General features: G+C 69.5%; 26 protein-coding genes. 11 read left to right on the top strand and 15 right to left on the bottom strand.

Features of this window, described 5'->3' with window-relative positions; genetic code table 11:
• Window positions 1-136: 136 nt before the first annotated feature.
• On the bottom strand, window positions 137-985 hold the full coding sequence (locus tag NNJEOMEG_RS03580) for an ABC transporter substrate-binding protein (RefSeq protein WP_173081389.1): 849 nt from the start codon (window positions 983-985) through the stop codon (window positions 137-139).
• Between the two features lie 112 nt (window positions 986-1,097).
• Here NNJEOMEG_RS03580 and NNJEOMEG_RS03575 point away from each other — a divergent pair, with 112 nt between their 5' ends.
• Entirely contained in the window at window positions 1,098-1,757 is a 660-nt protein-coding gene (locus NNJEOMEG_RS03575; RefSeq protein WP_173081387.1) for a trimeric intracellular cation channel family protein, read from the top strand.
• Here the strand turns inward: NNJEOMEG_RS03575 and NNJEOMEG_RS03570 are convergent.
• Window positions 1,747-2,562, bottom strand: a complete 816-nt coding sequence (locus NNJEOMEG_RS03570) for a sugar phosphate isomerase/epimerase family protein (RefSeq protein WP_173081385.1) — start codon at window positions 2,560-2,562, stop codon at window positions 1,747-1,749. The two genes, NNJEOMEG_RS03575 and NNJEOMEG_RS03570, sit on opposite strands and share 11 nt — an antisense overlap.
• Window positions 2,563-2,638: 76 nt before the next feature.
• On the opposite strand from NNJEOMEG_RS03570, the gene trxC reads away from it, so the two are divergent.
• The gene (gene trxC / locus NNJEOMEG_RS03565; protein WP_173081383.1) at window positions 2,639-3,076 is read left to right on the top strand and encodes a thioredoxin TrxC; all 438 of its coding nucleotides are present in this window, start codon (window positions 2,639-2,641) and stop codon (window positions 3,074-3,076) included.
• A gap of 97 nt (window positions 3,077-3,173) precedes the next feature.
• Here trxC and tsaB read toward each other — a convergent pair whose 3' ends face one another.
• The 6 genes from tsaB to NNJEOMEG_RS03535 are packed head-to-tail and all read right to left on the bottom strand — an operon-like array spanning window position 3,174 to window position 8,572.
• Entirely contained in the window at window positions 3,174-3,971 is a 798-nt protein-coding gene (tsaB, locus tag NNJEOMEG_RS03560; protein ID WP_173081381.1) for a tRNA (adenosine(37)-N6)-threonylcarbamoyltransferase complex dimerization subunit type 1 TsaB, read from the bottom strand.
• Complete coding sequence (gene rseP, locus NNJEOMEG_RS03555) at window positions 3,968-5,059, bottom strand: RIP metalloprotease RseP (protein WP_173081378.1); 1,092 nt, start codon at window positions 5,057-5,059, stop codon at window positions 3,968-3,970. Before rseP ends, tsaB begins: the two co-directional genes overlap by 4 nt.
• On the bottom strand, window positions 5,056-6,267 hold the full coding sequence (gene dxr, locus NNJEOMEG_RS03550; protein WP_173081376.1) for a 1-deoxy-D-xylulose-5-phosphate reductoisomerase: 1,212 nt from the start codon (window positions 6,265-6,267) through the stop codon (window positions 5,056-5,058). Before dxr ends, rseP begins: the two co-directional genes overlap by 4 nt.
• Window positions 6,264-7,043: a phosphatidate cytidylyltransferase gene (locus NNJEOMEG_RS03545; RefSeq protein ID WP_173081374.1), complete on the bottom strand. Its 780-nt coding sequence runs from the start codon at window positions 7,041-7,043 to the stop codon at window positions 6,264-6,266. The genes dxr and NNJEOMEG_RS03545 overlap by 4 nt, the downstream gene beginning before the upstream one ends.
• A complete protein-coding gene (gene hisI, locus NNJEOMEG_RS03540; protein ID WP_173081372.1) occupies window positions 7,043-7,429 on the bottom strand; it encodes a phosphoribosyl-AMP cyclohydrolase in 387 nt (128 codons plus the stop codon). The genes NNJEOMEG_RS03545 and hisI overlap by 1 nt, the downstream gene beginning before the upstream one ends.
• A gap of 33 nt (window positions 7,430-7,462) precedes the next feature.
• Complete coding sequence (locus NNJEOMEG_RS03535; RefSeq protein WP_173081370.1) at window positions 7,463-8,572, bottom strand: hypothetical protein; 1,110 nt, start codon at window positions 8,570-8,572, stop codon at window positions 7,463-7,465.
• Between the two features lie 90 nt (window positions 8,573-8,662).
• On the opposite strand from NNJEOMEG_RS03535, the gene NNJEOMEG_RS03530 reads away from it, so the two are divergent.
• The 8 genes from NNJEOMEG_RS03530 (at window position 8,663) to NNJEOMEG_RS03495 (ending at window position 14,280) form a co-directional block, all read left to right on the top strand.
• Window positions 8,663-9,853, top strand: coding sequence for an ABC transporter substrate-binding protein (locus NNJEOMEG_RS03530; protein ID WP_173081368.1), 1,191 nt, complete (start codon window positions 8,663-8,665; stop codon window positions 9,851-9,853).
• 185 nt (window positions 9,854-10,038) lie between these two features.
• A complete protein-coding gene (locus tag NNJEOMEG_RS03525) occupies window positions 10,039-10,350 on the top strand; it encodes an AtpZ/AtpI family protein (RefSeq protein WP_173081366.1) in 312 nt (103 codons plus the stop codon).
• Window positions 10,343-10,762: an ATP synthase subunit I gene (locus NNJEOMEG_RS03520; protein WP_173081364.1), complete on the top strand. Its 420-nt coding sequence runs from the start codon at window positions 10,343-10,345 to the stop codon at window positions 10,760-10,762. The genes NNJEOMEG_RS03525 and NNJEOMEG_RS03520 overlap by 8 nt, the downstream gene beginning before the upstream one ends.
• A 5-nt stretch (window positions 10,763-10,767) precedes the next feature.
• Window positions 10,768-11,454 (top strand): F0F1 ATP synthase subunit A, encoded by a 687-nt coding sequence (gene atpB, locus NNJEOMEG_RS03515; RefSeq protein ID WP_173081362.1) that lies wholly within the window; start codon window positions 10,768-10,770, stop codon window positions 11,452-11,454.
• 56 nt (window positions 11,455-11,510) lie between these two features.
• Window positions 11,511-11,831 carry an ATP synthase F0 subunit C gene (gene atpE / locus NNJEOMEG_RS03510; RefSeq protein WP_173081360.1) on the top strand — a complete coding sequence of 107 codons (321 nt, stop codon included), beginning with the start codon at window positions 11,511-11,513 and terminating at the stop codon, window positions 11,829-11,831.
• 70 nt (window positions 11,832-11,901) lie between these two features.
• Window positions 11,902-12,540, top strand: coding sequence for a redox-sensing transcriptional repressor Rex (locus NNJEOMEG_RS03505; RefSeq protein WP_173081358.1), 639 nt, complete (start codon window positions 11,902-11,904; stop codon window positions 12,538-12,540).
• A 78-nt stretch (window positions 12,541-12,618) separates the two neighbouring features.
• Window positions 12,619-13,419 carry an SAM hydrolase/SAM-dependent halogenase family protein gene (locus NNJEOMEG_RS03500; RefSeq protein ID WP_173081355.1) on the top strand — a complete coding sequence of 267 codons (801 nt, stop codon included), beginning with the start codon at window positions 12,619-12,621 and terminating at the stop codon, window positions 13,417-13,419.
• 123 nt (window positions 13,420-13,542) lie between these two features.
• Window positions 13,543-14,280 carry an adenosylcobinamide-GDP ribazoletransferase gene (locus tag NNJEOMEG_RS03495; RefSeq protein ID WP_235956820.1) on the top strand — a complete coding sequence of 246 codons (738 nt, stop codon included), beginning with the start codon at window positions 13,543-13,545 and terminating at the stop codon, window positions 14,278-14,280.
• Between the two features lie 188 nt (window positions 14,281-14,468).
• On the opposite strand, the gene NNJEOMEG_RS03490 is transcribed toward NNJEOMEG_RS03495, so the two are convergent.
• The 7 genes from NNJEOMEG_RS03490 to NNJEOMEG_RS03460 all read right to left on the bottom strand — a co-directional run bounded on the left by NNJEOMEG_RS03490 (window position 14,469) and on the right by NNJEOMEG_RS03460 (window position 22,267).
• Window positions 14,469-15,746, bottom strand: coding sequence for a diguanylate cyclase (locus NNJEOMEG_RS03490; protein ID WP_173081353.1), 1,278 nt, complete (start codon window positions 15,744-15,746; stop codon window positions 14,469-14,471).
• A 22-nt stretch (window positions 15,747-15,768) separates the two neighbouring features.
• The gene (locus NNJEOMEG_RS03485; RefSeq protein WP_173081351.1) at window positions 15,769-16,440 is read right to left on the bottom strand and encodes a LutC/YkgG family protein; all 672 of its coding nucleotides are present in this window, start codon (window positions 16,438-16,440) and stop codon (window positions 15,769-15,771) included.
• A complete protein-coding gene (locus NNJEOMEG_RS03480; RefSeq protein WP_173081349.1) occupies window positions 16,433-17,863 on the bottom strand; it encodes a LutB/LldF family L-lactate oxidation iron-sulfur protein in 1,431 nt (476 codons plus the stop codon). Before NNJEOMEG_RS03480 ends, NNJEOMEG_RS03485 begins: the two co-directional genes overlap by 8 nt.
• On the bottom strand, window positions 17,853-18,653 hold the full coding sequence (locus NNJEOMEG_RS03475) for a (Fe-S)-binding protein (RefSeq protein WP_173081347.1): 801 nt from the start codon (window positions 18,651-18,653) through the stop codon (window positions 17,853-17,855). Before NNJEOMEG_RS03475 ends, NNJEOMEG_RS03480 begins: the two co-directional genes overlap by 11 nt.
• Window positions 18,654-18,727: 74 nt before the next feature.
• Window positions 18,728-19,069 carry a hypothetical protein gene (locus NNJEOMEG_RS03470; protein WP_173081345.1) on the bottom strand — a complete coding sequence of 114 codons (342 nt, stop codon included), beginning with the start codon at window positions 19,067-19,069 and terminating at the stop codon, window positions 18,728-18,730.
• A 53-nt stretch (window positions 19,070-19,122) separates the two neighbouring features.
• Window positions 19,123-20,934, bottom strand: coding sequence for a carbon starvation CstA family protein (locus NNJEOMEG_RS03465; protein WP_173081343.1), 1,812 nt, complete (start codon window positions 20,932-20,934; stop codon window positions 19,123-19,125).
• An 88-nt stretch (window positions 20,935-21,022) separates the two neighbouring features.
• Window positions 21,023-22,267 carry a BPL-N domain-containing protein gene (locus NNJEOMEG_RS03460; protein WP_235956819.1) on the bottom strand — a complete coding sequence of 415 codons (1,245 nt, stop codon included), beginning with the start codon at window positions 22,265-22,267 and terminating at the stop codon, window positions 21,023-21,025.
• Between the two features lie 82 nt (window positions 22,268-22,349).
• On the opposite strand from NNJEOMEG_RS03460, the gene NNJEOMEG_RS03455 reads away from it, so the two are divergent.
• Window positions 22,350-25,004 (top strand): valine--tRNA ligase, encoded by a 2,655-nt coding sequence (locus NNJEOMEG_RS03455; RefSeq protein ID WP_173081339.1) that lies wholly within the window; start codon window positions 22,350-22,352, stop codon window positions 25,002-25,004.
• Window positions 25,005-25,028: the final 24 nt, after the last annotated feature.

Genomic DNA, 25,028 nt, shown 5'->3' with positions numbered 1-25,028 from the left:
TCGCGCGGCGGCGACGCCCGGCCGGACCGATTCCCCGTCTCGTCCTCGCGGCCGCGTTCGGGCGGCGCGTCCGGGCGGGACTCATGGCGCAGCGCCCGGGCTGTCGCCGGGGCCATTGGGAAACGGCGTCGCGAGGCTAGTCGTACTTTTTGGCGTAGTCCGCGTCGTTGTAGAGCGATTCCCCGTACTGGGCCTTGCCGTAGCTGCGGATGATGTCCTGGCCTTCCTTGGAGGCCACGAAGTCGATGAAGGCGGCGGCGGTTTCCGCGCCGGGCGTCGCGCCCTTGGGCTGCGCCAGGGCGTGGTAGGTGTTCACGAGCATCTTGTCGCCTTTGAACAGGATGGCGAGCTTGGGCATGTTCTTGCCCTCGGCCACCCAGGTGGAGGAGTCGGTCATGAAATAGCCGCCCTCGTCGTTGGCGCGCTTGAGGGTGGCGGTCATGAAGTCCTTGGTGACGATGTACCAGGGGCCGGAGGGCTCGACGCCCGCCGCCTTCCACACGGCCGTCTCCTTCTGGTGGGTGCCGGAGTTGTCCCCGCGCGAGAAGAACTTGGCCTGCTTCGCGGCGACGGCCTTGTAGGCCTCCACGGCGGAGGCGAGCCTGGCGATGCCCGCCGGGTCGGCGGCGGGGCCCACGATGAAGAATTCGTTGGAGCCGATGAGGGTCTTCTTCACGGCCCAGCCCTCCTTGACGGCCTGGTCCACCTTGGCCGGGGCGTGCACCATGACCATGTCCACCTGTTTGGCCTTGAGCAGGTCGAGGGATTCGCCCGTGCCGGCCTTGACCCACTGGAGCGTCGCGCCGTTCTTGGCGGCGAAGGCCTCGCCCAGGAGCTTGAGCAGGCCCAGTTCGCCGGGGCTGCCGGTGGCCAGGAGGAAGGTCTTTGGCCCGGAACCGTAGGATTCCGTGACTTTCGGCTGGGACAGGGCCAGGGTGGGCACGAGCAGCGCCAGGCAGAGGGCGGCAAGGGAGCGTGGGAACATGGGGCCTCCAAGTATGTCGAGATTGTCCTGTGTCTAGCTTGGCATGTTCCAGCCGTCAACGAGGCGCTGCCAGGGGCTTTGCAGGGGAGGGTTTTCGGGCTAGTTGGCGCACATGGACGCCCAACCTTTCCAGTTGCCGCTGGCGGTGGACCTTGCGGCGGTGTTCCTCATGGCCATCACGGGGGCCATGGAGGCCATCCGCCGCCGTTTCGACCTGATCGGCCTGTGCGTGCTCTCCGTGGCCACGGGGCTCGGGGGGGCGCTCATCCGCGACGGCATCTTCCTGCAGACGGGCATCTCGGCGGTGCTGCGCGACGAGCGCTACCTGTGGGCCGTGGCGGTGGCGGCCATGCTGAGCCTCTCGGTGGGAGCCCGTGCGGAGGGCTCCAGGAAGCTGATGGCCCTGGTGGACGCGCTGGCGCTGGGGGCCTACGCCGTGGTGGGCGTGGAGCGTTCGCTCTCCCTGGGGCTGGGGATCGTCCCGGCGGTGCTGGTGGGCGTGGTGAACGCCTGCGGCGGCGGCGTGCTGCGCGATCTTTTCACGGGGGAACAGGCCATGGTGTTCAAGCCCGGACAGTTCTACGCCTTCGCGGCCCTCATGGGCTGCCTGCTCTACACGCCGCTGCGCCAGAACACGGAGCTGCCGCCCCTGCTCCTGGCCATGGCGGCCATCGCCCTCACGTTCGGGCTGCGCGTGCTGGCCATCTGGCGCAACTGGAGCACCGCGCCGGTGGGGGAGAAAGGGCTCCTGCGCGGCCTGTTCAAACGCTGACGCGCCGCACGGCGGGGGCCGGCCCGCGCTCCCGCAGATACCGCAGCGTCACCGCCAGGGTCTCCTCGGTGTGGGCCTCGTAGGTGGCCGTGGGGGCGAGCCCGCGCGCTTCCAGGGCCTGGAAGAAGGCCTCCCAGTCCATGAACCCGTCGCCCATGCCCAGGTGCTGGTCCGCGCTGCCGTCGTTGTCGTGCAGGTGCAGGTGGCCCAGGGAGGGGGCGAAGGCGTCCAGCCAGCGTTGCAGGTCGTCCTGCTCGCGGCCCCTGGCGAAGCTGAACCAGTGCCCGGCGTCCAGGCAGAGGCCCGCGCGGCCAGGGATGGCGGCGTCCAGGGCCTCGGCCATGGCGGCCACGGGGCCGGGATGGGGCTCGTAGGTGTTCTCCAGCCACAGGGGCGGGTGTCCGGGCCAGGCCGAGAGGGCCTCGGCCCAGGTCTCCACGGCGCGTTCGCGCCAGGCGTCCTCGGAGCGCACGTAGAGCAGGTGGTCGTAGCGGGCGTGGCCCACCAGGTGGACGGCTCCGTAGACCCGCGCCGTCTCCACGGCGCGCTTCAGGCGCTCCGCGGTGGCCCGGCGCACCAGGGAATCCGCGCTGCCGGGCTGGAGGTCGAAGAAGGGCAGGTGCAGGCCGCAGCGAAGCCCCAGGGACTTGAGCCGCGCGGCCAGCGCCTCGTGCCAGGCGGGCGCCACGGTGTCCATGCACAGCGGGTCCAGCCCCAGTTCTGGGTTCAGGCCCAGGGCCAGGAAGCGTTCCAGACGGGCCGGGTCCGCGGCCGCCGCGCGCAGGTTCAGGCTCACGAAAACCATGGTTCCCCCATCGACAAAATCCGAAGACGAACTATCTGAGAGACTTGACCGAAACACACCCCCCAGGAGGCCCCCCATGTCCGACACGCTCAAGGTCACCTGTCCCCACTGCCATACCCGCAACCGCGTCCTCAAAGGCAAGGAATTGGCCGCCGAGTGCGGCAAGTGCCACGGCAGTCTCTTCCCCGGCAAGCCCGTGGACCTCACCGAGGCCGACTTCGCCCGCCACGTGCAGGAGACCGACGTGCCCCTGCTGGTGGACTTCTGGGCGCCCTGGTGCGGCCCCTGCCGGGGCATGGCCAACGCCTACGAGGAGGTGGCCCGCCGCCTGGAGCCGGAGATCCGCGCCGCCAAGGTGAACACCGAGACCGAGCAGATCCTGGCCGCCCAAATGGGCATCCGCAGCGTGCCCACGCTGATCCTCTTCAAGAACGGCAAGGCCGTGGACTCCATCTCCGGGGCCCTGGACGCCAACAACCTGGAGAGCTGGGCCCGCTCGCGCGCCATGTACTAGCCGGGGGCCGGACCGGTCCGGGAGCGGTGCGCGGGCGTCTTGTCCGCGCCGGATTCGGGGGCGTCGCGTTTGCGGCGCCGGAGGGCGCGCTCCGGCCTCAGGCGCTCCAGACGGGCGTGCCGTCGCGCTGGGCCTTGTCCAGCCTGGACTGGGCCTGGAGCGGCGTGAGCCCGCGCTGCGCCCCGATGGTCGCCAGGTTCTCCTCGGCGTCGGAGCCGCGCAGGTAGAGGGCGTCCACGGGGGGGCCGTCGTAGCGGGCGGCCAGGGCCGCGCGCAGGAGCGCCTGGGGCGTGGGGGCCTGCTGCTCCAGGAGGACGGTTCCAGCGATGTCCGCGAAGGCCTCGGGATTGCGCGCCAGGCCCGTGCCCAGCAGGGCCACGCGGCCCTTGCCCGAGCGCGAGACCGCATGGGCGGCCAGGTGCCGGGCGCGCGCGGCGTCCATGTCCTCCGGGGTGGAGTAGGGCAGCGCGCCGGGGCCGAAGGCCTGATGGTAGACCTGCCCCGTGCGCGAATGGGTGACCACGTGCACCTCGCCGTAGCCCCTGGGGGCGCGCAGGGCCAGGAGCGGCAGGTGGTCCAGCCCGGCCATGGGCAGCGTGCGGGCCAGGCACAGGCCCGTGGCGAAGGCCAGGCCCAGGCGGACCCCCGTGAAGCTGCCCGGCCCGCGCACGCAGGCCACGCCCTGGAGCGTCGCGCCGGAGCGGCGGTCCAGAAGCTCCATGGCGGCCGGAGCCAGGAGTTCGTTCATCCTGCCCGGGCAGCGCTCCTCGTGGAATTCCAGGATATCGAAGCCCGAGGGGTCGAAGAGGCCGCCGGAGAAGCGGGCCGGGGCGTCGCCCGGCCCGGCCAGCAGGATCTGCATGGTCTCCTCGGCCGTGTTCAGGACAAGGATCACTTGGAGCCGCCGCCGATCAGGCGCAGGATGTCGTTGGCCGTGGCCATGAGCATGAGCCCCATGAGCAGCACGAAGCCCGCCTTGGTGGTCATGGCGCGCAGGCGCTCCGGCACGGGGCGGCGCAGCACGGTCTCCAGGGCGAAGAAGAGGATGTGCCCGCCGTCGAGCACGGGGATGGGCAGCAGGTTCAGGATGGCCAGGTTCACGCTGATCATGGCCGTGAGGCTCACCAGATGGGCCAACCCCTGTTCGGACTGCTTGCCCACCAGTTCGGCGATCATGATGGGGCCGCCGATGGTGGAGACGGGCACCACCCCCGCCACGAGCTTCCAGAAGATCTGCCCCGTCACGGCGGTGATCTCCCAGGTCTGGGCCAGGCCCTCGCGCAGGGCGCTCGCCGCGCCCATGGGGATGTTCACGCTCTCCTTGGTGGAGGTGACGCCCAAGAGGGGCTTGCTCACGTCCTCGCCGAAGAGGTTCTTCTGGGGGCGCAGGTCCGGGGTGACGGTGAAGGCGAGCTGTTCCTGGCCGCGCTTCACGTCCAGGCGCAGGGGCTTGCCGCCGCTTTGCTCCACCTTTTCGCGCAGCTCGCGGAAATAGAGGATGGGCGCGCCGTCCACGGCCGTGACCACGTCGCCCTGTTTGATGCCCGCGCGTTCGGCGGCCCCGGCCTGGACCACCTCGCCCACGGAGGCCGGGGTCTCGAAGCGGCCGTTGGCGTAGTAGAGCCCCGCATAGAGCGCCCAGGCCAGCACCAGGTTGAACAACGGCCCGGCGGCCACCACGAGCATGCGCTGCCAGGAGGGGCGGCGCACGAACCATGTGTCCGGAGGGAAGCCTTCGGTGGTGTCGTCGTCCTCGGAGTCCTGGGCCACCAGCTGGACGTAGCCGCCCAGGGGCACGGCGCAGACGCGGTATTCGGTCTGCCCGGCTCTGAAGGCCAGGAGCTTCGGGCCGAAGCCCAGGGAGAACACGCGCACGCCCATGCCGAAGAACCGGGCCAACAGGAAATGCCCCAGTTCGTGGATGAAGATGAGCACGCCGATGACGACGACGAAATGGACGGCCTTGAGCAGAAAGTCGATCATGTGGTGTCCGTGAGGAAGTCGGCCACGGCCTGGCGGGTGGCCCGGTCGATCTCCAGTATGGTCATGAAATCCGGATCGTCCAGGGGGGCGAGCCGGTCCAGCGCCCAGGCCGCGGCCCGGGGGATGTCCAGGAAGCCGATGCGTCCCTGGAGAAAGCGCTCCACGGCCACCTCGTTGGCGGCGTTGAGAGCGGTGCAGTGCGCGGGGCCTTCGTCCACGGCGCGCCGGGCCAGGCCCAGGCAGGGGAAGTCGTCGTGGCGGGGCTCGCGGAAGGTCAGGGCGCCCAGGGCCGCCAGGTCCAGCGGGGGGATGCTCAGGGGCAGGCGCACCGGGTAGCACAGGCAGTAGGCGATGGCGATGCGCATGTCGGGCTGGCCCATCTGGGCCAGGAAGGAGCCGTCGCGGTAGGCCGCCAGGGAGTGCACGATGGACTGCGGATGCACCAGCACCTTCACGCGCTCCTGGGGCAGGCCGTAGAGGCGGCAGGCCTCGATGACCTCCAGCCCCTTGTTCATGAGCGTGGCCGAGTCGATGCTGATCTTGGCTCCCATGGACCAGTTGGGGTGCTTGAGGGCCTGGGCGGCGGTGGCCCGGGCCAGCTCTTCGGAGGCCCAGTCGCGGAAGGGGCCGCCCGAGGCGGTGAGGATCAGGTGGTCCACGTCGTCGCCGGGGTGGCCGACCAGGGACTGGAAGAGCGCGTTGTGCTCGGAGTCCACGGGCAGGACCACGGCCCCGGTCTCGCGGCAGGCCCGGCGGATGAGGTGCCCGGCCAGCACGAGGGATTCCTTGTTGGCCAGGGCGATGATCTTGCCCGACTGAGCCGCCGCCAGGGTGGGCGCGAGCCCGGCCGCCCCCACGATGGCCGCCAGCACCACCTGCACCTCGGGCAGGGCCGCCAGGGTGACGTAGGCCCCAGGCCCCCAGAGAATCTCCGGGGCGTAGCCCGGGGGCAGGAGCCTCTTGAGCGCCCGCGCGCCCTCCTCCTCCAGCACGGCCAGGAAGCGCGGGCGGAACTCGGCGGCCTGGCGGGCCAGCAGCTCCACGTTGCGCGCCCCGGCCAGGGCCGTCACCCGGAACTGGGCGGGGTGCTCGCGCGCCACGGCCAGGGCCGATTCGCCGATGGAGCCGGTCGCGCCCAGCACGCAGAGGCTGCGCGGGAAGGGCGGCAGGTCGGAGGGCTTGGGCAGGGGCGAGATGTAGTCGATCATGGCAGCTGGGTGAGGTTGCGCGCCAGGGCGTAGACCAGGATCGCGGGGATCAGGCCGTCCACGCGGTCCAGCAGGCCGCCGTGCCCGGGCAGCAGGTTGCCGGAGTCCTTGACACCGGCCGCGCGCTTCATGGCGGACTCCATGAAGTCGCCCATCTGGGAGGCCACGGCCAGGGCCGCGCCCAGCAGGGCGTAGACGCCCGCGGGGGCCGCGCCCCAGAGCGCTCCGGCGGCCGCGCACACGGCCATGCAGGCCGCCAGCCCGCCCGCGCTGCCCGCCCAGGTCTTCCTGGGCGAGATCGAGGGCCAGATCTTGGGGCCGCCGATCAGCGACCCGGCGTAGTAGGCCCCCGTGTCGCAGGCCATGACCGCCGCGATCACCAGGGCCGTCTCGCCGGGGCCGAAGCCCGGGAGGAAGAGCAGGCTGCCGGGCACGTAGAGCAGAGCGGCGGGCAGAAACCAGCGGGGAGCGCCCTTGAAGAGCCCGAAGAGCCGGGCGAACTCCTCCAGCCAGAACACGGCCAGGGGCACGGCAAGGGCCGCGCCGGGGCCGTGGCGGCGGGCCAGCCAGAGCATGAGCGCGCCCAGCGCCAGGGACGCGGCGCGCGCCGCGAACCCCGTGCCGGGGAACAGGCCCGCGAACTCCCAGAGCCCGGCCAGCGAGGCGGCCAGGGCCAGGGCGAACATCCAGCCGCCCCCGGCCCAGATGCAGCCCGCCAGCAGGGGCAGGGCAACGGCGGAGGTGATCCAGCGCGTGCGGTGCGATGCGCCAAGCATCACGCGCCCGGACCGTAGACCTTCTCGGGGTCGAAGACCTTGGGCGAGCATTCGGCGTCCGCTCCGTCCCTGCCTATCTCGCGGTAGAAGCAGGAGCGGTAGCCCGTGTGGCAGGCCGCGCCGCCCACCTGCTCCACCAGGGCCACCACGGCGTCGCGGTCGCAGTCCAGGCGCAGGGACTTCAGGCGCTGCACGTGGCCGGAGGTGCCGCCCTTGTGCCAGAGCTTGCCCCGGCTGCGGCTCCAGTAGTGCACTTCGCCGGTGCGCAGGGTCTCTTCCCAGGCTTGGCGGTTCATGTAGGCCAGCATGAGCACTTCGCCCGAGGCGGCGTCCTGGGCGATGACGGGCACGAGCCCGCCTGCTTTGTCGAAATCGGGTTCCAGCATGGTAGGTCCTTTCACGGTGTCGATCCCGCCACCCTAATTGCCGCCCACGGGCAGGGTCAAGACCGGCGTGTTCTTGGGCGGGTCGGCGGATTGCAGCGCGAAGAGGTTCAGCATGAGCTGGAGCACTTCCTTGGAGCGGGTGTCCTCGGCGCGGATGGAGTACCACCAGCCGCCGTGGTTCACGCTCACGTAGGCGTCCAGGGGCCGCGTGCGGCTGGCTCGCACGTCCATCACGTCGGCGAACTGTGGGCGCAGGTCGAAGGCGGCCTTGCGCGCGGCCAGTTCGGCGGGCACCTCCACGCCCTGCCCGGCCACGTCCATGGCCCGCAGGCAGTTGCGCAGGCTGAAGGCCAGGGCCGTCGTTCCGCCGTCGCCCTGTTCCTCCCTGGCCAGCTCGCGCTCCCGCACGGGCACGAGGCGCGCCTTGGCCACGAGGTGGCCCTTGCCGGTCCTCCCGGCCCGCAACCGCACGCCGATGAGCCCCGCCAGCGTTTCGATCTCGGCCTCGTCCTTGAAGCGCAGGGTCATCAGGGTGATGTTGGGCTTGTCCTTGCCCGGCGAGGCGGTCACGATGTCCAGGTCGCCCCGGTCGTCCATGGCGGCGATGAGCCGCGTGAGCTCCAGGAAGCGGGCGTGGTCCGCCGGGTCGAAGCCCGTTCGGGCGTCGTAGGCGTGGTCCAGGCTGCCGATGCGCTTCACCAGGAGCCGCAGGAGGTATTCGATGTCCCAGCCCGCGCGGTAGAGCACCACGAAGCGCTCCAGGTCCACTTCGGCCAGGAACTGCTGGGCGTAGGTCTGGCCCTGGTAGGGCGTGTAGGTGACGGTGGGGGAGTCGGAGTACTGCCCGGTGAAGGTGGGGGCGTAATTGTAGTAGACGCCGCGCAGGAAGTCGCGCTGGTCCGGGAAGGTGCCGGTGGCTCCGGCGGTGACGGTGTAGTTGAAGCTGGAGGCGATGGAGCCCACCTGGAGGAAGAGCGGCTGCTCGAAATATTTCATGCGCACGAGGTTGAGCAGCATCTCCTCGTTGGAGGAGCGGGCCACGGCCAGGTTGTAGTCCATGCGCGTGGCGGGGAGCTTGGCGGGGCCGAAGGAGCAGGCTGCCAGCAGGAGGCAGAGCGCGGCGCAGGCGGCTAGGCGGGGCATGTGGGCTCCGGGTGAGACGTTTCGCTGCTTGTTGCCCCGAAACGGGCGCGAGGGCAAGCGCGGGCGTTGCGCCGCCCCGGGGAAACGGGCATGGAGAAGGGCGAGAACAGTCTGCCCCGGCGGTCGGCACGCACGGGCGAGGAGGACGCGGTGCGCGCGGTGCTCTCGATGATCCTTGCGGCGGCCCTTTGGGCGGCTCCGGCCCTGGCGGCGAAGCCGGTGGTGGTGGGCGTGCTCTACAACCTCACGGGCAGTCAGGCCTCACTGGACGTGCCGGGCCTGGAAGGCGCGCGCCTGGCGGCCGAGGCCGTGAACAGCAAGGGCGGCGTGAAGGGACGCCCCCTCGTGCTGGAAGTGCGCGACTGCGGCACCGACGTGGAGCGCTGCCGCGAGGCCGCCAGGGAGCTGGCGGCCCTGGGCGTTGCGGCCGTGGTGGGCCTCAACGACTCCGATTTCGCCCTGGCCGCTGGGGAGGCCGTCACGCTCGCCAAGGTCCCCTTCGTGACGGCCGGGGCCACGCTGCCCACCCTGCCCCGGACGCTGGGTCCCTATTTCTTCATGGCCTGCTTCGGCGACGACGCCCAGGCCAAGGCCCTGGCCAAGTTCGCGGTGCGGCGCAAGGGCATCACGAGCATGATGCTCACGGCCAACCGGGATTTCGCCTTCACTACGGTGCTGGCGGGGTCGTTCGTGAAGTCGTTCAAGCTCCTGGGCGGCGACATTCCGGCCCAGGCGCGCTACGGGGCCGCCCCGGGGGGCGTTCTGGGCAGCCCCGTGCCCGCGTGCCTCGCGGACGGCGCGTGCCAGGGCGCATTCGTGGCGGGCATGCCCGAGGACGCCCCGCGCACGGTGAAGGCCCTGCGTGAGGCCGGGTTCAAGGGGCCGGTGTTCTCGGGCGACGGCTTCGACACGCCGCTGCTGGAGCAGGTGGGCGAGATGGCCAAGCCGGGGGTTTTCTTTTCCACCCACGTGTCCTACGACAGCCCCCGCGCGGAGGTGCGCCGCTTCGTGGAGGCGTGGACCCGCGCCCACGGCTCGCGTCCCGTGAGCGGCTTCGCGGCCCTGGGGCACGACGCCGTGGCCCTGGTGGCCGACGCCCTGGCCAGGGCCGGGTCGGACGAGCCGGCGCAGTTGCGCCGCGCCCTGGCCCAGACGAGGGCCTTCGTGGGGGTGACGGGGCGCATCGGCTTCGAGGAGCCCCAGGAACCGCCGCTCAAGGTGGTGGCCATCGAACGCTACGACGGCGTCGCAAGGGTATTCGAGGCCGAGGTGCAGCCCTAGGACTTTGTGGCGGTTGTCACAAGCTCCGGCGGGCTCCTGCCGGGGCCAGTAAAAAACCTCGGAAAAATCCCGGCTTCGGGCTGCTGGCTCGTTGACGGAAAGCTTGCCGGTGTGCTAGTCCTGCCCGACTTGTGAAGCAATGCACGAGTGCCGCGGTCGCCCGGCAGGGAGCCGGAGGAGAGCGGATGTTCTTTAAGAACAGGGACAAGGGAACCTGGGAAGGGATCGAGAAAGCGGCGGTGATGGGCACGAACTTCGTGGCCCACACCATCGTTGGCCTCGTTCTGGGCTACTACACCGACAAATGGTTCGGCACGTCGCCCTGGGGCCTGCTCGGCTGGTTGCTTCTGGGCGTGGTGGCGGGTTTCAAGACCATGTACCACGACGCCATGAAGGTCAGCGGAACCCAGTCCCTGAAGTCTGCCACCAAGTCCGAAGACGCCGCCAAGGCGGACAAGGACAAAGACGGCGGACACGGAGGCGCGCGCGATGCGTGAGTGGATCGGACGTTTTCTGGCGCGCATCGGCTTCCACCACCCGGAAGGGCGCACCCTTCTGCGCGACCAGATCATGATGGCCCTGGTGACCAGCCTGGCCGCCCTGGTGCTGTCGCAAGGCGGGACGTGGGGCGTGGCCTGGACGTGCGGGGCGGCGCTCATCACCGTGAACTTCTGGTGGATGGTGCGCTTCGCCCAAGGGCTCCTGGCCAGCACGGCGGGGGCGGTGGGCGGCAGCTTTTTCAGGTTTTTCGTGCGCCTGGGCATAACGGGCGTGGGACTGTATTTGATGATCGTGGAAGCGGGATGGCCGGTGTGGGCCACCCTGGGCGGAATGTCCACGGTCATGGTCACGATTCTGGTGTGGGGGGCCCTCAAGAGGGCCGGGTCTAACAGCGCGAAGGAGGCATGAGAGCCATGGCTGGCGGATTGGATCACCCGGTATTGTTTCTGGAAATGGCTGCCAAGGGCGCGGGGATGCACATCCCCAACGAAGTGTTGTTCTCCTGGCTGGCCATCGTCGTGCTCCTGACCCTGGGTCTGATGACCACGTCGGGTCTCAAGATGGTGCCCGGAGGCCTCCAGAACTTCTTCGAGTTCGTCATCGGCGGGCTCGAGAACTTCATCGTGGAGACCATGGGCGAGGACGGCCGCAAGGTCACCCCCATTCTGGTGGCGATCTTCCTCTACATCCTCACCTGCAACTTCATGGGCCTCATCCCCGGCTTCGACTCGGCCACCAACAGCGTGAACCACAACGCCGCCATGGCCCTGTTCGTCTTCATCTACTACAACTACTGGGGCATCAGGAACTGGGGTCCCGGCTACATCAAGCACTTCATGGGCCCCATGCCCGCCCTGGCTCCCATGATGATCATCCTTGAATTCATGAGCCATCTGGCCCGGCCCCTGTCGCTCACCCTGCGACTCTTCGGCAACATCCGCGGCGAGGAACTGGTGCTCATCCTGCTGTTCATGCTGGCGCCCATCGTCTCCACGTTCCCGCTCTACTTCCTCTTCATGCTGGCCGACTTCATCCAGGCCTTCGTGTTCTTCATGCTCACCCTCGTCTACCTGAAGGGAGCCTTCGAACACGCCCACTAAACCGGGGGAAATGGTCATCTGACCAAACAACATACCAACACGTGAGGAGTTATTCCATGCGCAAGAACCTGCTCGTCGTCCTGAACACCATCGCCATGCTCGGTCTCGCCTCCATGGCCTTCGCCGCCGACGGCGCCTCCTCCGTCGGCCCCATGGCCGCCATCGGCTCCGCCATCGGCATGGGCCTGGCCGCCCTCGGCTGCGGCATCGGTCAGGGCATCGGCGTGAAGGGCGCCTGCGAAGGCATGGCCCGCAACCCCGAGATCGGCGGCAAGCTGACCACCACCCTGATCCTGGGCCTGGCCTTCATCGAATCCCTGGCCATTTACGCCCTGGTCGTCTGCCTGATCCTCATGTTCGTGAAGCCCCTCGGCTAAACGACGCCTTCCCGCCGGGAGGCCCCAACGGGCCTCCCGGCTTTTTTCCCGGGTCAGGAGCCCCACACACGTGAAGAGCGAGCACATCCCCCGCGCCACCATCCAGCGCCTGGCACTCTACGTCCAGGTGCTTGAGACGTTTCGCAGGGAGGGCTCCGAAGTGCTCTCCTCCGAAGTCCTGGCCAAGGCCTGCAACGTCAATCCCTCCCAGATCCGCAAAGATCTCGCATACTTCGGCGAATTCGGCGTGCGCGGCGTCGGCTACTTCGTCCAGGACCTCATCAGCTCCATCAAGCAGGCGCTCGGCGTCGACCGCGTCTGGAAGGCCGCGCTCGTGGGCGTGGGCAACCTGGGCAAGGCCCTCCTGCGCCACCAGGACTTCCCCCGGCGCGGCTTCCACATCGTCGGCGCCTTCGACTGCGATCCCTTCAAGATCGGCGAGGAAGTTTCCGGCCTCGAAGTCATCTGTTCGCGCCGCCTCAAGGAAAAAGTCGAAGAACTCGACATCGAGATCGGCCTCATCACCACGCCCCCCGAGCGCGCCCAGCGCGCCGCCAACTACCTCGTGGACGCAGGCGTGCGCGGCATCATCAACTTCGCCCCCGCCCGCATCAACGTCCCCGAGACCGTTTACGTGGAATACGTCGATTTCTTCCACCATCTCTACGCCGTCGCCTTCAACCTGAACATGGACAATCAGGACCGCTAGGCCCTATCATCCCCAGGGCCGCGATCCCGGCGCGGCCGCACCGACGTTCCCACAGACCCGGCTCGCAAGGAGGAGGCCATGGCGGCTTTCGCCGTGCTGCTCACCGATTTCGGCTTCGCGGACCCCTACGTGGGCCAGATGAAGGGCGCGTTCGCCCTGCACGCCCCGGAAGCCCGCGTCCTGGACCTCTGCCATCAGGTGGAGCCATTCAACATCCTCCAGGCCGCCTTCTTCCTGGAGTCCAGCCGCAAACATTTCCCCGAAGGGACTGTGTTCGTGGCCGTGGTGGACCCCGGCGTCGGAGGCGACCGCCGCATCGTTCTCCTGGAGAAGCACAGGCAGTTCTTCCTCGCCCCGGACAACGGCCTGCTCACACTGGTGATGCAGCATGGCGGCGGCAGCCGCGTGCGCGACGTCACTCCGGCCTGGCGGCGCGAAGCCAGCGCCACCTTCCACGGCCGCGACATCTTCGCGCCCCTTGCCGCCAAGCTCCTCACCGGCGCGCCGCCCGAACGCCTGGGCGAAGAGGTGAACCCGCACACCCTCGTGCGACTCCCCGGGCTTGAGCCCGTGCACACCGATGCCGTGGTGGACGCCATGGTGCTCCACGTGGACCGCTTCGGCAATTGCCTGCTCAACCTGGAATGCGAAGCCTACGCCAACATGATCCTCAAGGCCCGTGACCCCGTGCTCGCGACGCCGGTGGAGATGCCGCTGCAACCGGCCTTCACCTACGAGAAGCTGGAGCCGGGACAAGTGGGCGTGCTCAAAGGCAGCCAGGGCTACCTGGAGCTGGCCATGAACAAGGAATCCGCCGCCTCCGTGCTGGGGCTCGCGCCCGGCGCGACCGTCCGCCTGCGCCTGGAACGTCACGGGTAGCGGACCACCACCGGGCCAGATACGCGCCCCCTCGCGAGACGGCCACGCATCGTGCAATCATGAATCGGTCGCGGCGGTGCTGCTTCGCCGCGCCGTCACAAACCACACCCCCCAGGAGGAGACGTGCCCCGTTGTCTTGAAGGCCTGCGCCTGGCCCTGTCCTTCCTCACCGTGCTTGCCCCGGCCCGTGCGGAACCAGACGACGCCTTCCCGCGCGCCCTGCCCTGGTTCCCTGTTGCGGGGCTTGTTGTCGGGCTCCTGGCCACGCTCCCGGCCTGGCTGGGACTCTTCGCGCACACGCCATTCCTCGCGGGATGGACCGTGGCTCTTCTTGGATTGCTGCTCACCCGGGGACTGCATGCCGACGGCCTGGCCGACATAGCCGACGCCGTGGGCAGCGCCGCCACCGGTGACCGTTTCTGGGCCATCCTCAAGGACAGCCGGGCCGGTCCCTTCGCCGTCATGGCCCTGGCACTGGCTCTCACGGCCCAGGCCTCGGCCTGCGGCGAACTGGCCTCCCAGGGCCGTCTCGGCGTGGTGGTCTGGTCTTTCGTGGCAGGCAGGACAGCAGGGCTCGCCGTGCTCCACGTCTGCCGTTCACGCGCCCGGCCCGGACTGGGCGCGCTCTTCGCTCGCGGCGCGACACCGCGACTAATCGCGTTGGGAGTCGCGCTCTGCGCGATCCTGGGGTTCGCCCTGGCCGGACTCCGGGACACCGCACTGGGGCTGGCCGCCTGCGCAGCCGTAACCTGGGCCCTCGCACGGATTTCTCGGCGTCAGGGTGGTTTCAACGGCGACTTCGTCGGCGCGGCTATCGTGCTGGGGGAAGTAACCGTCGTGCTGGCGGCGGTTGCCGCGTGAAGAGGGCTGCGTCGGCTTGGTGAGGGTGGTCAGAGGAATAACCTCCGGCGGGCAGAGAGGGCTCCGCACTTCGGACTCCCGCTTCGGTTCACGGTGACGTTCGGTGAGGTCGCGGCGGGGTGGGAAGCGCGGTCGGAGGCATCTTTTCTGTCCGCGCAGCCGTTCGCTGGGTGCGCCGAATGGGCGCATCAGGCGGAGAGGTGGAGGCCGATGGGGTCCGTGTTGAGCAGAACCTGATCGCCGCCGGTCTCCTCGGCCTTGTCGAGGAGGGCCGTAGCGGAGCGGATGAGGGCGTCGAAGCTGGCCATTTCGGCGCATTGCAGGCCGATGCTCACGCTCACGGTGATTTGGAGTCCTCCGTATTGGGCCGGGCCGGCCGCCACGTCGGCGCGGAATGCGTCGAAGGCGTCGAGGGCCTGCTCCGGGGTCATTTCGGCGTCGAGCACGCAGAATTCGTCTCCGGCGAGGCGGGCGAGGATGTCGCTGCCCCGGAAGTGCTGGCGCAGGAGCACGGCCACGTGGCGAAGCACGGTATCGCCCGCGTCGTGGCCGTGGGTGTCGTTCACTTCCTTGAGGCGGTCCACGCCGATGAGGGCCGCCGCGAGGCCGCGGTCTTCCCGGCGCAGGGTCGTGAAGAGTCTGTTGCCCGCGTCGAAGAGGTGTGTGCGGTTGCCCAGGCCCGTGAGCACGTCGCGGTTGGCGAGGTCCGCGAAGTCGTCAAGGAGGTTCAGCATGTCCACGTTCTGGGAGATGCGGCAGTAGAACTCCTCGGTCATGAACGGGCGGGTGATGAAGTCGTTTGCGCCGCTTTTGAGCAGTGCGGCCGAGGCTTCGCCGTCGTGTTCGGCGGCCATGCCGATCACGGCCACGTCGCGCAGTCCGCGCGTTTCGCGCACGGAGCGGGTGAGTTCCGCGCCGGTTGCGTCCGGGAGGATAGAATCCGTGAGGACCAGCCGCACGGAGGCGTCCGCGCGGGCGGTTTCCAGGGCGGTGCGCGCGTCGGCGCAGGGGATGGCCTGGTAGCCGTGGGCCGTCAGGAGACGTGTCAGGCGGGCGCGTTCGGCGTCGTCCGCCAGGGCCGCCACGGCGCGCAGCCCCTTGTTGCGCAGGATGCGGCGCAGCAGGCGCACCACGTAGTCCAGGGTGTGCAGGCCCTGTTTGAACACGTAGTCCACGATGCCCTTTTCCCACATGGCCTCGCGCAGTCCCGGGGCCATCTCGCCCGTGAACACCACGGCGGGCACGTTGTAGGCGAGCACCACGTCCACCACTTCGCCTTCGTGGGCGTCGGGGAGGTTCAGGTCCAGGAGCGCGGCGGCGAAACCGTGGGGATTCTCCGCCAGCGCGGCTTCGCATTCGGCGCGGGATTTGACCCAGGTGACGGTGCGTCCCACCTCGCGCTCCACGGTGCGGCGCAGGAGTGAACCGAAGGTGCGGCTGTCTTCGACGAGCAGGATCTCTTCCATGGCGGGGCCTCCAGTGGACGGATTACGGCGCGACGCCGGACACCACGAGCACGGCCAGTTCCTTGGGGCCGTGCACGCCGAAGGTGAGCGTCAGTTCGATGTCGGCGGTCTTGGACGGGCCGGAGATGAGCAGCGCGTTGGGGGGCAGCGGCCCGGCTTCGGCCAGTTCGGCCAGGGCATCCGCGAAAGTGGCCCGCACCTGGGATTCGAACAGCACCGCGATGTGCAGGGGCGGAACGAGGGAGAGCAGCCGGGACTCCGTGGCGTCGGGGGTAAGGAGCAGCGAGCCGTTTTCCGCGATGGCAAGGCGGACGCCTGTCACCGAGGCGTCCACGGCGAAGAGGGCGTCGCGCAGTTCCTCCACGGGGCGGTCCACGGGGAGGGGTGAGGGCATGCCGGGCCGGGCGAGGACCTCTCGCACAAGGGGGGCCACGCCGGAGGCGGGGCCGTAGGCCAAGGACGAAGGCGCTTTGGCGGCGAGCAGGTCGGCCAGGGCGTCGGCCATTTGTGCGGCGCTGGTGCGGATGACTTCGGTCTTCACGGCGGCCATGCGGGCGCAGAGGAGGTCCACGGCCTCGTGGCGTCCGGGCCGGGGGGGGCTCCAGGCGCGGTCGGGGGCCACGGGAGCGGGCGCGGCCGGACGGTTACGGGAGAGGCGGGCCAGAATGGCCTCGCGGGCGATGGCGCTATCCATGGCGGACTCCTTCCTCGCGCACGCGCTGGCGCAGGCTCTTGCGGGCAAGTTTGGGCAGCGTGCGGGCCTGGCTCCATGCGGCGAGAGGGCCCACGGCCGGGGTCCAGCGGCCGGTGAGGCGCGCGGCCAGGGCGAGCAGGCGTTCGCGCAGCCAGGGCCTGCGCTCCACGAAGGCCCAGAGACGCCAGCCCAGAGTCTTGACGGCGCAACGCTTGGCCCCGCGACCGCGCACGAGGCCCTGTCCGGGCGCGGCCTCGCACTCGGAGCGGATGCGGCGCAGGTGCCGGGCAAGAGGGATCATCACCGGGCAGACTTCCTCGCAGGCTCCGCAGAGGCTGGAAGCGAAGGAAAGGTCGCCCTTGGCGTCGAGCCCTTCCATCTGGGGCGTGATCACCGACCCGATGGGGCCGGGATAGACCGAGCCGTACGCGTGGCCGCCCAGGCGCGAATAGACAGGGCAGTTGTTCAGGCACGCGCCGCAGCGGATGCAGCGCAGCGAGCCGGAGAGTTCGGCGTCCTGGAACATGTTGGAACGGCCGTTGTCCAGGATGACCAGGTGCACCTCGCGGGGGCCGTCCAGTTCGTGCGGGCCGCGTGGGCCGCTGACCACGTTCACGTAGGTGGAGAGCAGCTGTCCGGTGGCCGAGCCGGTAAGCAGGCGCATGAGCGGCGGCAGGTGCTCGAGCTTTTCCACCACCTTCTCGAGACCCATGAGGGCGATGTGCACGTCGGGGCAGTGGGTGCTCATGCGCCCGTTGCCCTCGTTCTCGACGAGCACCAGGGAGCCGGTCTCGGCCACGGCGAAGTTCACGCCCGAGAGCCCGGCCTTTGCCGTGCGGAACTTCTCGCGCAGGACACGCCGGGCGATGGCGTTGAGCTCCAGCACGTCCTCGGTGTAGGGCGTGTCAGGGATGCACTTGGAAAAAAGTTCCGCCACCTGCTTGCGGTTCATGTGCAGGGCCGGAGCCGTGATGTGCGAGGGCGGCTGGTGGGCCAGCTGGATGATGAACTCGCCAAGGTCCGTTTCCACGGGGGTGACGCCGTGCTCTTCGAGGAAGTGGTTGAGCCCCATCTCCTCCGAGACCATGGACTTGCCCTTGACCACCGTGTCCGCCCCGTGGGCGCGCAGGATGGAGAGCACGATGCGGTTGGCCTCTTCGGTGGTCTCGGCCCAGTGCACGCGGATGCCGTTGCGGGTGCAGTTGGCCTCCAACTGGACAAGAAGCTCAGGCAGGCGTGAGAGTGTCCGGCCCTTGAGGGCCTTGCCGGTGGCGCGCAGCCTGGCCAGCTCGGCCGGGTCGGCGAAGAGGGCCAGACGCTTGCCGCGCAAGCCGCCCAGGGCGGACTTGAAGTTGCCGGCGATCTGAGGATCGGCCAGGGCCTTGGCCAGGGCGGCGGGGAAATCGAAGGAATCAGCGGCCATGGTTCGCCTCCCCGGCCCGGGTCGCGGGCTGTTGCGTCGAGGCCGTCCCGGAGACGCGCTCCCAGAGGAATTCGGCCACGTGCATGCCGCGCACGGGGCGTCCCATGCGCTGGGCGGCCGAGGTGATGTTGAGCAGGCAGCCGCAGTCGGCGGTGAGAAGCACGTCGGCGCGGGCGGCCAGCACGTCCTCCACCTTGTCGCGCACCATGGCGGCGGAGATCTCGGGGCGCTTCACGCTGAAGGTGCCGCCGAAGCCGCAGCACTCCCACTCGCGGGCCAGTTCCACCAGTTCCACGCCGGGCAGGGCGCGCAGCAGGGCCTTGGCGGCCGGGGTGGAGCCCGTCTCGCGCAGGGCGTGGCAGGAGGAGTGCCACACGGCGCGCACGGGCGGGCCGCTGTCGGGGAGCGTTGGCGCTGCCTCGGCCAGGAACTCGCAGAATTCGCGCACGCGCGCGCTGAAGGCCAGCACCTCGAAGAGCTCGGGGCGTCCCTCGAAGAGAGCGGGGTAGTGGTGGCGCAGCATCCCGGCGCAGGAGCCGGAAGGGACCACCACGGGCGCGTCCGAGCCCGCGAAGGCCTTCACCTGGGCCAGGGCCACGGCGCGGGCCTCGTCGGGGAAGCCGGAGTTGTAGGCGGGCTGGCCGCAGCAGCCCTGTTCCAGGGGGTAGGCCACCTGGAAGCCGCAATTTTCGAGCAGGCGGATGGAGGCCATGCCGGCGTCGGGGAACACGGCGTCGGCCAGGCAGGTGCCGAATAGCAGGACCTTTCCGGCGGGTGAAGGTCGGTTCATGAGGCGCTCGCTGGTTCGGTTGTCGTCGAGTGGAACAAAGCCCAGGGCAGGCCTGGCGGCTACGCGGGAGCGGATCAGTTGGTGCGGCCGCTGGCGGAACTCTGCTGGGTGAGGGCGCGCTGCTCGTCCACGGCGCGCTGGAGCTTCTGGGCGTTGGCCAGGCAGGTGGAGAGGGTCTGTCCGCAGGCGGCCTCGCACTGCTGGCGCTTGATGAGGTCGGTGTAGTCCATGCAGGCGGTGCGGCAGGTGAAGTCCGTGTTGTTGCACTCGCAGTTGAAGCAGGTGGCTGCGGGTGGCAGGCTCTGGATGGTCACCTGGTTCTGGGTTTGGGTCTGGCCGACGGCCGTGGTGGACTGGGCCATGGCGCTGGCGGGGAAGGCCGCGAGGGCGAGGGCGAGAACGAGGTGCTTGAACATGCGAATCCTCCCAGACCCTGGCTGCTAGGCCAGGGTCCGGGGGAAGTCAAGGTCTACTCGGGCACCACGTCGAGCACGGGCTCGCCGTAGGCGTCGGGCACGGGCTGCTTCACGGAGAGCAGTTGCATCCAGCGGCGGAAGGCGCTGACGATGACGATGGTCATCAGGCACATGACGATGATGGCCATGGTGGCCAGGAGGTACATGTTCTTGGGCAGGTAGGTGTTGGTGATCTGCAGGAATCCCGCGTACATGGTGATGCACACCAGGGAAAGGCCCGGGACGGCGGTCATCCAGGCGTAGCGGGCCTTGTTCATGCGGATGAGGAGCGTCGTGCCGATGAGCAGGCCCACGGCGGCCAGAAGCTGGTTGGACATGCCGAAGAGCGGCCAGATGGTGCCGATGTCCCCGGTATAGACCAGATAGCCCCAGGAGAAGGTGAAGATGCCGCTGGTGATCACGATGCCGGGCCACCAGCGCTTCTCGGCGAACCTGGGCACGAACTGGCCGATCATTTCCTGGAGGAAGAAGCGGCCCACGCGGGTGCCGGTGTCCACGGCGGTAAGGATGAACACTGCCTCGAACATGATGGCGAAGTGGTACCAGTAGGCCATGAGGCCCTTCATGAAGGGCACGGAAGAGAAGATGTAGGCCATGCCCACTGCCAGCGACACCGCGCCGCCGGGCCTGCCCTGGAGCTTCTCGCCCACGGCGGTGGAGAGCTCGGGGAGGTTCACCACGGCCATGCCCAGCTTCTCGAAGGCGGCTGCCGGAGCGTTGATGGCGAAGTAGTCGGCCGGGACCATCACGCAGGCCGCGATGAGCGCCATGATGGCCACGAAGCCCTCGGTGAGCATGGCCCCGTAGCCCACGAAGAGGATGTCGCCCTCGGAGCCGATCATCTTGGGCGTGGTGCCCGAGCCGATGATGGCGTGGAAGCCCGAGATGGCCCCGCAGGCGATGGTGATGAACAGGAAGGGGAACACCGGCCCGGGGATGATGGGGCCGCCGCCGGAGACGAACTGCGTGGTGGCGGGCATCAGAAGGTCCGGGCGCACCCAGAAGATGCCTATGGCCAGCATGGCGATGGTGCCGATCTTCAGGTAGGTGGAAAGATAGTCGCGCGGGCACAGGAGCAGCCACACCGGGAGCACCGAGGCGATGAAGCCGTAGATGGGGATCGAGATGGCGATGTTGTTGCGCGACATGGTGAACATCCCCGCCAGGGTGGGGTTCTCCACCACGTGGGGTCCGGCCAGGATGGCCAGCACCAGGAGCGCCACGCCCAGGATGGACGCGCCTTTCACGTCGCCGTCGCGCCAGACGTGGAGGTAGACGCCCATCAAGAGCGCGATGGGAATGGTGGCGAACACCGTGAAGGTGCCCCACGGGCTGTGGAACATGGCGTTCACCACGGCCAGGGAAAGCCCCGCCAGGGTGAGGATGAGGATGAAGAGCACGGCCACCGAGGCCACGGAGCCGGTAGCCTTCCCGATCTCCTGGGTTGCGATGTAGGCTAGGCTCTGCCCCCGGTGGCGCACCGAGGCGAAGAGCACCACCGAGTCGTGCACGGCCCCGGCCACCACGCAGCCCACCAGGATCCACAATGCGCCCGGCATGTAGCCGAACTGCGCCGCGAGCACCGGCCCAAGCAGCGGACCCGCCGCCGCGATGGCCGCGAAGTGGTGGCCGAACAGCACGAATTTGTTGGTTTTCACATAGTCCACGCCGTCAGCCATCTTGACGGCGGGGGTGGGCCGCTCGGGCTTGACCCCCAGGACCTTGCGGACGAAAAAAAGTCCGTAGAAGCGGTAGGCGATGGCGAAGACGCAAAGAGAGGCAAAGACCAGGGTCAAGGCGTTCACGAAAAACCTCCTTCATGCTGGTTTGGCCGGTACGTCTTAGAGAGATGTACCGGGACGCTAAACCGCATAAGGAATCGCGTCAACCGGGCTATCCGGATTTCTGCCGTCCGCACAGGCAGATGGCTTCCTCAAGAACGTCCAGCACGCGCCCGCACAGGCCCCCGGCCGTGCCGCCCGCCCCGGGGGGGGGGCCGAAGAGCGTGAAGCGCGCCTCGCGCAGGCCGCGCTCGGGCACGGCCTCGGGGTCCACCCGGGAGAGCGTCAGGGCCAGGCGCTCGGCCAGCAGGTAGCCCGAGAGCCCGCGCGCCAGCAGCTCCGAATCGCGCGCGAAGCCCCTGCGACGGCGCTCCAGGAAGGACAGGGCCTCGTCGGTGGGTGAGAGGCTCCGGGCGTGGTCCAGCATGGCCAGGACGCCCGAGATCTGCGCGCCGGGCAGCCCCTGCCGCCAGCCCAGCAGCCAGCTCTCGCGCCAGGTGAAGAGCCCGTGGGCCCGGCCCAGCTCCACCACCCCCAGCATCAGCTCCAGGGCGCGCGTCAGGGCCGGGTCGTCCCAGGCGGGCGGCCTAAGCCCGATGGCCCAGGCGGGCGCGGGGGCGGGGGCCAGCTCCAGGCCCGAGAGTTCGGAGAGCATGTGCGCCAGCCAGGCGTTGGCCTCGGGCGCGCCGGGCGATTCCAGGTGCGCGTGGGAGAGCACGTAGCGCCCCCGGCCGAAGCTCCCCGCCGCCACGCAGGGGTCGCCCGGGGCGAAGGCCGGGGCCAGGCGCACGCCGTAGAGCGCCTCCCAGTCTTCCAGCACCTGCTCCGGGATGAGCGCCAGGGGGATGTCGGCCATCATGAAGCCGGGGCCGGGCTCGCCGTAGCGCGCCACCACCTCCACCCCCTGGCCGTGGGGCCGGAAGGTGGCGGGCCACCACACGGGGGCCAGGGGCGCGGAGAGCCCCGTGGGCGTGAAGGCCGATTCCTGGGGGTGGAGCACCACGTTGCCGCTGGCGAAGTGCTGGATGCGCTTGGGGAAGGGCTCGCGCGTCCAGGGGCAGAGCGCCAGGCCGCCGGGCACCGTGAGGCCCAGGCCCGCGCCGCCGCAGATGCCCAAATAGGCCCCTCCTGCGGCCACGTAGCGCCGGATGGCCTCCAGGCCGCGTCCCCCGAGGCTGGCGGCCTTGCGGCTGGAGAAGCCGCCCGGAACCACCAGCGCGGCCGGGGGGTGGGCCTCCAGGTGGCCCCTGGCGGCCTCGTGGGCGCGCAGCAGGCGCACGTTTGCGCCCATGGCCGCGAGCGAGCGCGCCAGCAGCACGCCCCAGAGGTGGGCTTCGTCCCAGAGCACGGCCAACATGGCCCCGTTGTGCCCCATCCCGACCACGGTGACAACTGGCGCAAAACAGGCTATTGCGCGGCCGTTCCAAAGGAGTGAGCACATGTCCGACACCACCCTTGCCAAAGGCTACGAACCCGCCGAGGTCGAGGCCCGCTGGCTCGAATTCTGGCGCGAATCCGGGGCCGGCACGGCCGACCCCCAGGCCCAAGGCGAACCCTTCTCCATCGTCATCCCGCCGCCCAACGTCACCGGGGCCCTGCACATGGGCCACGCCCTCAACCTGACCATCCAGGACATCCTCTGCCGCCACATGCGCCAGAAGGGCCGCAAGGTGCTCTGGGTGCCGGGCACGGACCACGCGGGCATCGCCACCCAGAACGTGGTGGAGCGCTCCCTGGGCAAGGAGGGCGTCACGCGCCAGGCGCTGGGCCGCGAGGCCTTCGTGGAGAAGGTGTGGGAGTGGCGCAAGGACTACGGCGGGCGCATCCTCAACCAGATCCGGCGCATGGGCGCCAGCGTGGACTGGACCCGCGAACGCTTCACCATGGACGAGGGCCTCTCGCGCGCCGTGCGCGAGGTGTTCGTGCGCCTCTACGAGGAAGGCCTGATCTACAAGGGCGACTACATCATCAACTGGTGCCCCCGCTGCCAGACCGCCCTGGCCGACCTGGAAGTGGAGCACGCCCCGAAAAAGGGCGGCCTCTACCAGATCCGCTACCCCCTGGCCGACGGCTCCGGCGAGCTGGTGGTGGCCACCACCCGCCCCGAGACCATGCTGGGCGACACCGCCGTGGCCGTGCACCCCGAGGACGAGCGCTACGCCGCCTTCGTGGGCAGGATGGTCAGGCTGCCGCTCACCGACCGCCTGATTCCCGTGATCGCGGACGCCTACGTGGACCGCGAGTTCGGCACCGGCGCGCTCAAGGTCACCCCGGCCCACGACATGAACGACTTCGAGCTGGGACGGCGCCACGCCCTGGAGCTGCTCCAGGTGATGGACGGCCAGGGCCGCATGAACGCCGCCGCCGGGCCGGACTTCGCGGGCCTCACCCGCGAGGAGTGCCGCAAGAAGGTGCTGGAGGCCCTCCAGGAGCAGGGCTTCCTGGTGAAGAAGGAAGAGCACGACCACTCCGTGGGCGAGTGCTACCGCTGCAAGACCGTCATCGAGCCCCACGTCTCCCCCCAGTGGTTCGTGAAGGCCGGCCCCCTGGCCCAGGTGGCGCGCAAGGCCGTGGAGGACGGGCGCACCCGCATCGTCCCCGACCAGTGGACCAGCACCTACTACCACTGGCTGGACAACATCCGCGACTGGTGCATCTCCCGCCAGATCTGGTGGGGGCACCGCATCCCGGCCTGGACCTGCCAGGCCTGCGGCCAGCTCGTCGTCTCGCGGGAAGACCCCGCGGCCTGCGCCTGCGGCGGCGCGCTCAACCAGGACGAGGACGTGCTGGACACCTGGTTCTCCTCGGCCCTGTGGCCCTTCTCCACCCTGGGCTGGCCGGACAAGACCCCGGAGCTCGCGGCCTTCTACCCCACCTCGGTGCTGGTGACGGCCTTCGACATCCTCTTCTTCTGGGTGGCCCGCATGATGATGATGGGCCAGCACTTCATGGGCGAGGTGCCCTTCCGCGACGTGTACATCCACGCCCTGGTGCGCGACGGCGAGGGCAAGAAGATGTCCAAGTCCACGGGCAACGTCATCGACCCGCTCGTGATGATCGACAAGTTCGGCACCGACGCCCTGCGCTTCACCCTGGCGGCCTTCGCGGCCATGGGGCGCGACATCCGCCTCTCGGAAGACCGCATCGAAGGCTACCGCCACTTCGTGAACAAGCTCTGGAACGCGGCGCGCTTCTCGCTGATGAACCTGCCCGCCGAGATCCCGGCGGCGGACCTGGACGCCGAGGGCCTGCCCCTGCACCACGCCTGGATCCTGCACCGCCTGGAGGCCGTGAAGGCCGCCACCGGACCGGCCCTGGAGGGCTACCACTTCAACGAGGCCGCCCAGGGGCTCTATTCCTTCCTCTGGCTGGAGTTCTGCGACTGGTACCTGGAGATGATCAAGACCGACTTCTCCGGGGACGACCCCCAGGCCAAGGCCGTGGCCGAGCGCTGCCTGTGGACGGTGCTCTCGGAGCTGCTCACGCTCCTGCACCCCTTCATGCCCTTCGTCACCCAGGAGATCTGGAGTCACCTGCCCGGCCACGCCGAGAAGGACCTCTCCAAGGTGGCCTACCCGGCGGCGCGTCCCGCCTGCGTGCGCCCCGAGGCCGAGGCGGCCATGAACCTGGTGCGCGAGGTGGTGGTGAGCGTGCGCAACATCCGCTCGGAGCTCTCCATCAGCCCGGGCCTGAAGCTCGACTGCCTGGTGCGCACCGCCGACGCGGCGGACCTCTCCGTGCTCCTGGGCAACGAGCGGCTGATCATGTCCCTGGCGCGCCTGGCCACGTTCACGGCCGGTCCCGGCGTGGCCGCGCCCAAGGCCTCGGCCAGCGCGGCCGCGGGCGGCAACGCGGTGTTCGTGCCCCTGGCGGGCGCGGTGGACTTCGACGCGGAGCTGGCGCGCCTGGGCAAGGAGCTGGCCAAGACCGCCAAGGAGGCCGAGATCGTGGGCCGCAAGCTGGCCAATGAGGACTTCACGGCCCGCGCCCCGGCCGAGGTGGTGGCCAAGGAGCGCGAAAAGGGCGAGATGCTGCGCGAGAAGGTTGCCAAGCTCGAAGAGCTGCGCGCGCGCATCGAGGGCCTCCGGGGCTAGGCGCGAAGGGCTGCGGCTGCCGCA

The organism is Fundidesulfovibrio magnetotacticus (genome assembly GCF_013019105.1).
In the GTDB taxonomy this organism is placed as follows: domain Bacteria; phylum Desulfobacterota; class Desulfovibrionia; order Desulfovibrionales; family Desulfovibrionaceae; genus Fundidesulfovibrio; species Fundidesulfovibrio magnetotacticus.
Note: the sequence above shows the minus strand (reverse complement) of the source record. Positions and strands in the feature narration are given on the sequence as shown.

Coding starts and splice junctions, on each gene's coding strand:
- NNJEOMEG_RS03480 (WP_173081349.1), bottom strand. CDS start 17,863: ATGGCCGCTGATTCCTTCGATTTCCCCGCCGCCCTGGCCAAGGCCCTG.
- dxr (WP_173081376.1), bottom strand. CDS start 6,267: ATGATCGACTACATCTCGCCCCTGCCCAAGCCCTCCGACCTGCCGCCC.
- NNJEOMEG_RS03580 (WP_173081389.1), bottom strand. CDS start 985: ATGTTCCCACGCTCCCTTGCCGCCCTCTGCCTGGCGCTGCTCGTGCCC.
- hisI (WP_173081372.1), bottom strand. CDS start 7,429: ATGCTGGAACCCGATTTCGACAAAGCAGGCGGGCTCGTGCCCGTCATC.
- NNJEOMEG_RS03570 (WP_173081385.1), bottom strand. CDS start 2,562: ATGGTTTTCGTGAGCCTGAACCTGCGCGCGGCGGCCGCGGACCCGGCC.
- NNJEOMEG_RS03525 (WP_173081366.1), top strand. CDS start 10,039: ATGTTCTTTAAGAACAGGGACAAGGGAACCTGGGAAGGGATCGAGAAA.
- atpB (WP_173081362.1), top strand. CDS start 10,768: ATGGCTGGCGGATTGGATCACCCGGTATTGTTTCTGGAAATGGCTGCC.
- NNJEOMEG_RS03500 (WP_173081355.1), top strand. CDS start 12,619: ATGGCGGCTTTCGCCGTGCTGCTCACCGATTTCGGCTTCGCGGACCCC.
- NNJEOMEG_RS03470 (WP_173081345.1), bottom strand. CDS start 19,069: ATGTTCAAGCACCTCGTTCTCGCCCTCGCCCTCGCGGCCTTCCCCGCC.
- NNJEOMEG_RS03460 (WP_235956819.1), bottom strand. CDS start 22,267: ATGTTGGCCGTGCTCTGGGACGAAGCCCACCTCTGGGGCGTGCTGCTG.
- NNJEOMEG_RS03575 (WP_173081387.1), top strand. CDS start 1,098: ATGGACGCCCAACCTTTCCAGTTGCCGCTGGCGGTGGACCTTGCGGCG.
- NNJEOMEG_RS03535 (WP_173081370.1), bottom strand. CDS start 8,572: ATGCCCCGCCTAGCCGCCTGCGCCGCGCTCTGCCTCCTGCTGGCAGCC.
- NNJEOMEG_RS03530 (WP_173081368.1), top strand. CDS start 8,663: ATGGAGAAGGGCGAGAACAGTCTGCCCCGGCGGTCGGCACGCACGGGC.
- NNJEOMEG_RS03455 (WP_173081339.1), top strand. CDS start 22,350: ATGTCCGACACCACCCTTGCCAAAGGCTACGAACCCGCCGAGGTCGAG.
- NNJEOMEG_RS03475 (WP_173081347.1), bottom strand. CDS start 18,653: ATGAACCGACCTTCACCCGCCGGAAAGGTCCTGCTATTCGGCACCTGC.
- NNJEOMEG_RS03485 (WP_173081351.1), bottom strand. CDS start 16,440: ATGGATAGCGCCATCGCCCGCGAGGCCATTCTGGCCCGCCTCTCCCGT.
- NNJEOMEG_RS03490 (WP_173081353.1), bottom strand. CDS start 15,746: ATGGAAGAGATCCTGCTCGTCGAAGACAGCCGCACCTTCGGTTCACTC.
- NNJEOMEG_RS03520 (WP_173081364.1), top strand. CDS start 10,343: ATGCGTGAGTGGATCGGACGTTTTCTGGCGCGCATCGGCTTCCACCAC.
- trxC (WP_173081383.1), top strand. CDS start 2,639: ATGTCCGACACGCTCAAGGTCACCTGTCCCCACTGCCATACCCGCAAC.
- NNJEOMEG_RS03545 (WP_173081374.1), bottom strand. CDS start 7,043: ATGCTTGGCGCATCGCACCGCACGCGCTGGATCACCTCCGCCGTTGCC.
- rseP (WP_173081378.1), bottom strand. CDS start 5,059: ATGATCGACTTTCTGCTCAAGGCCGTCCATTTCGTCGTCGTCATCGGC.
- atpE (WP_173081360.1), top strand. CDS start 11,511: ATGCGCAAGAACCTGCTCGTCGTCCTGAACACCATCGCCATGCTCGGT.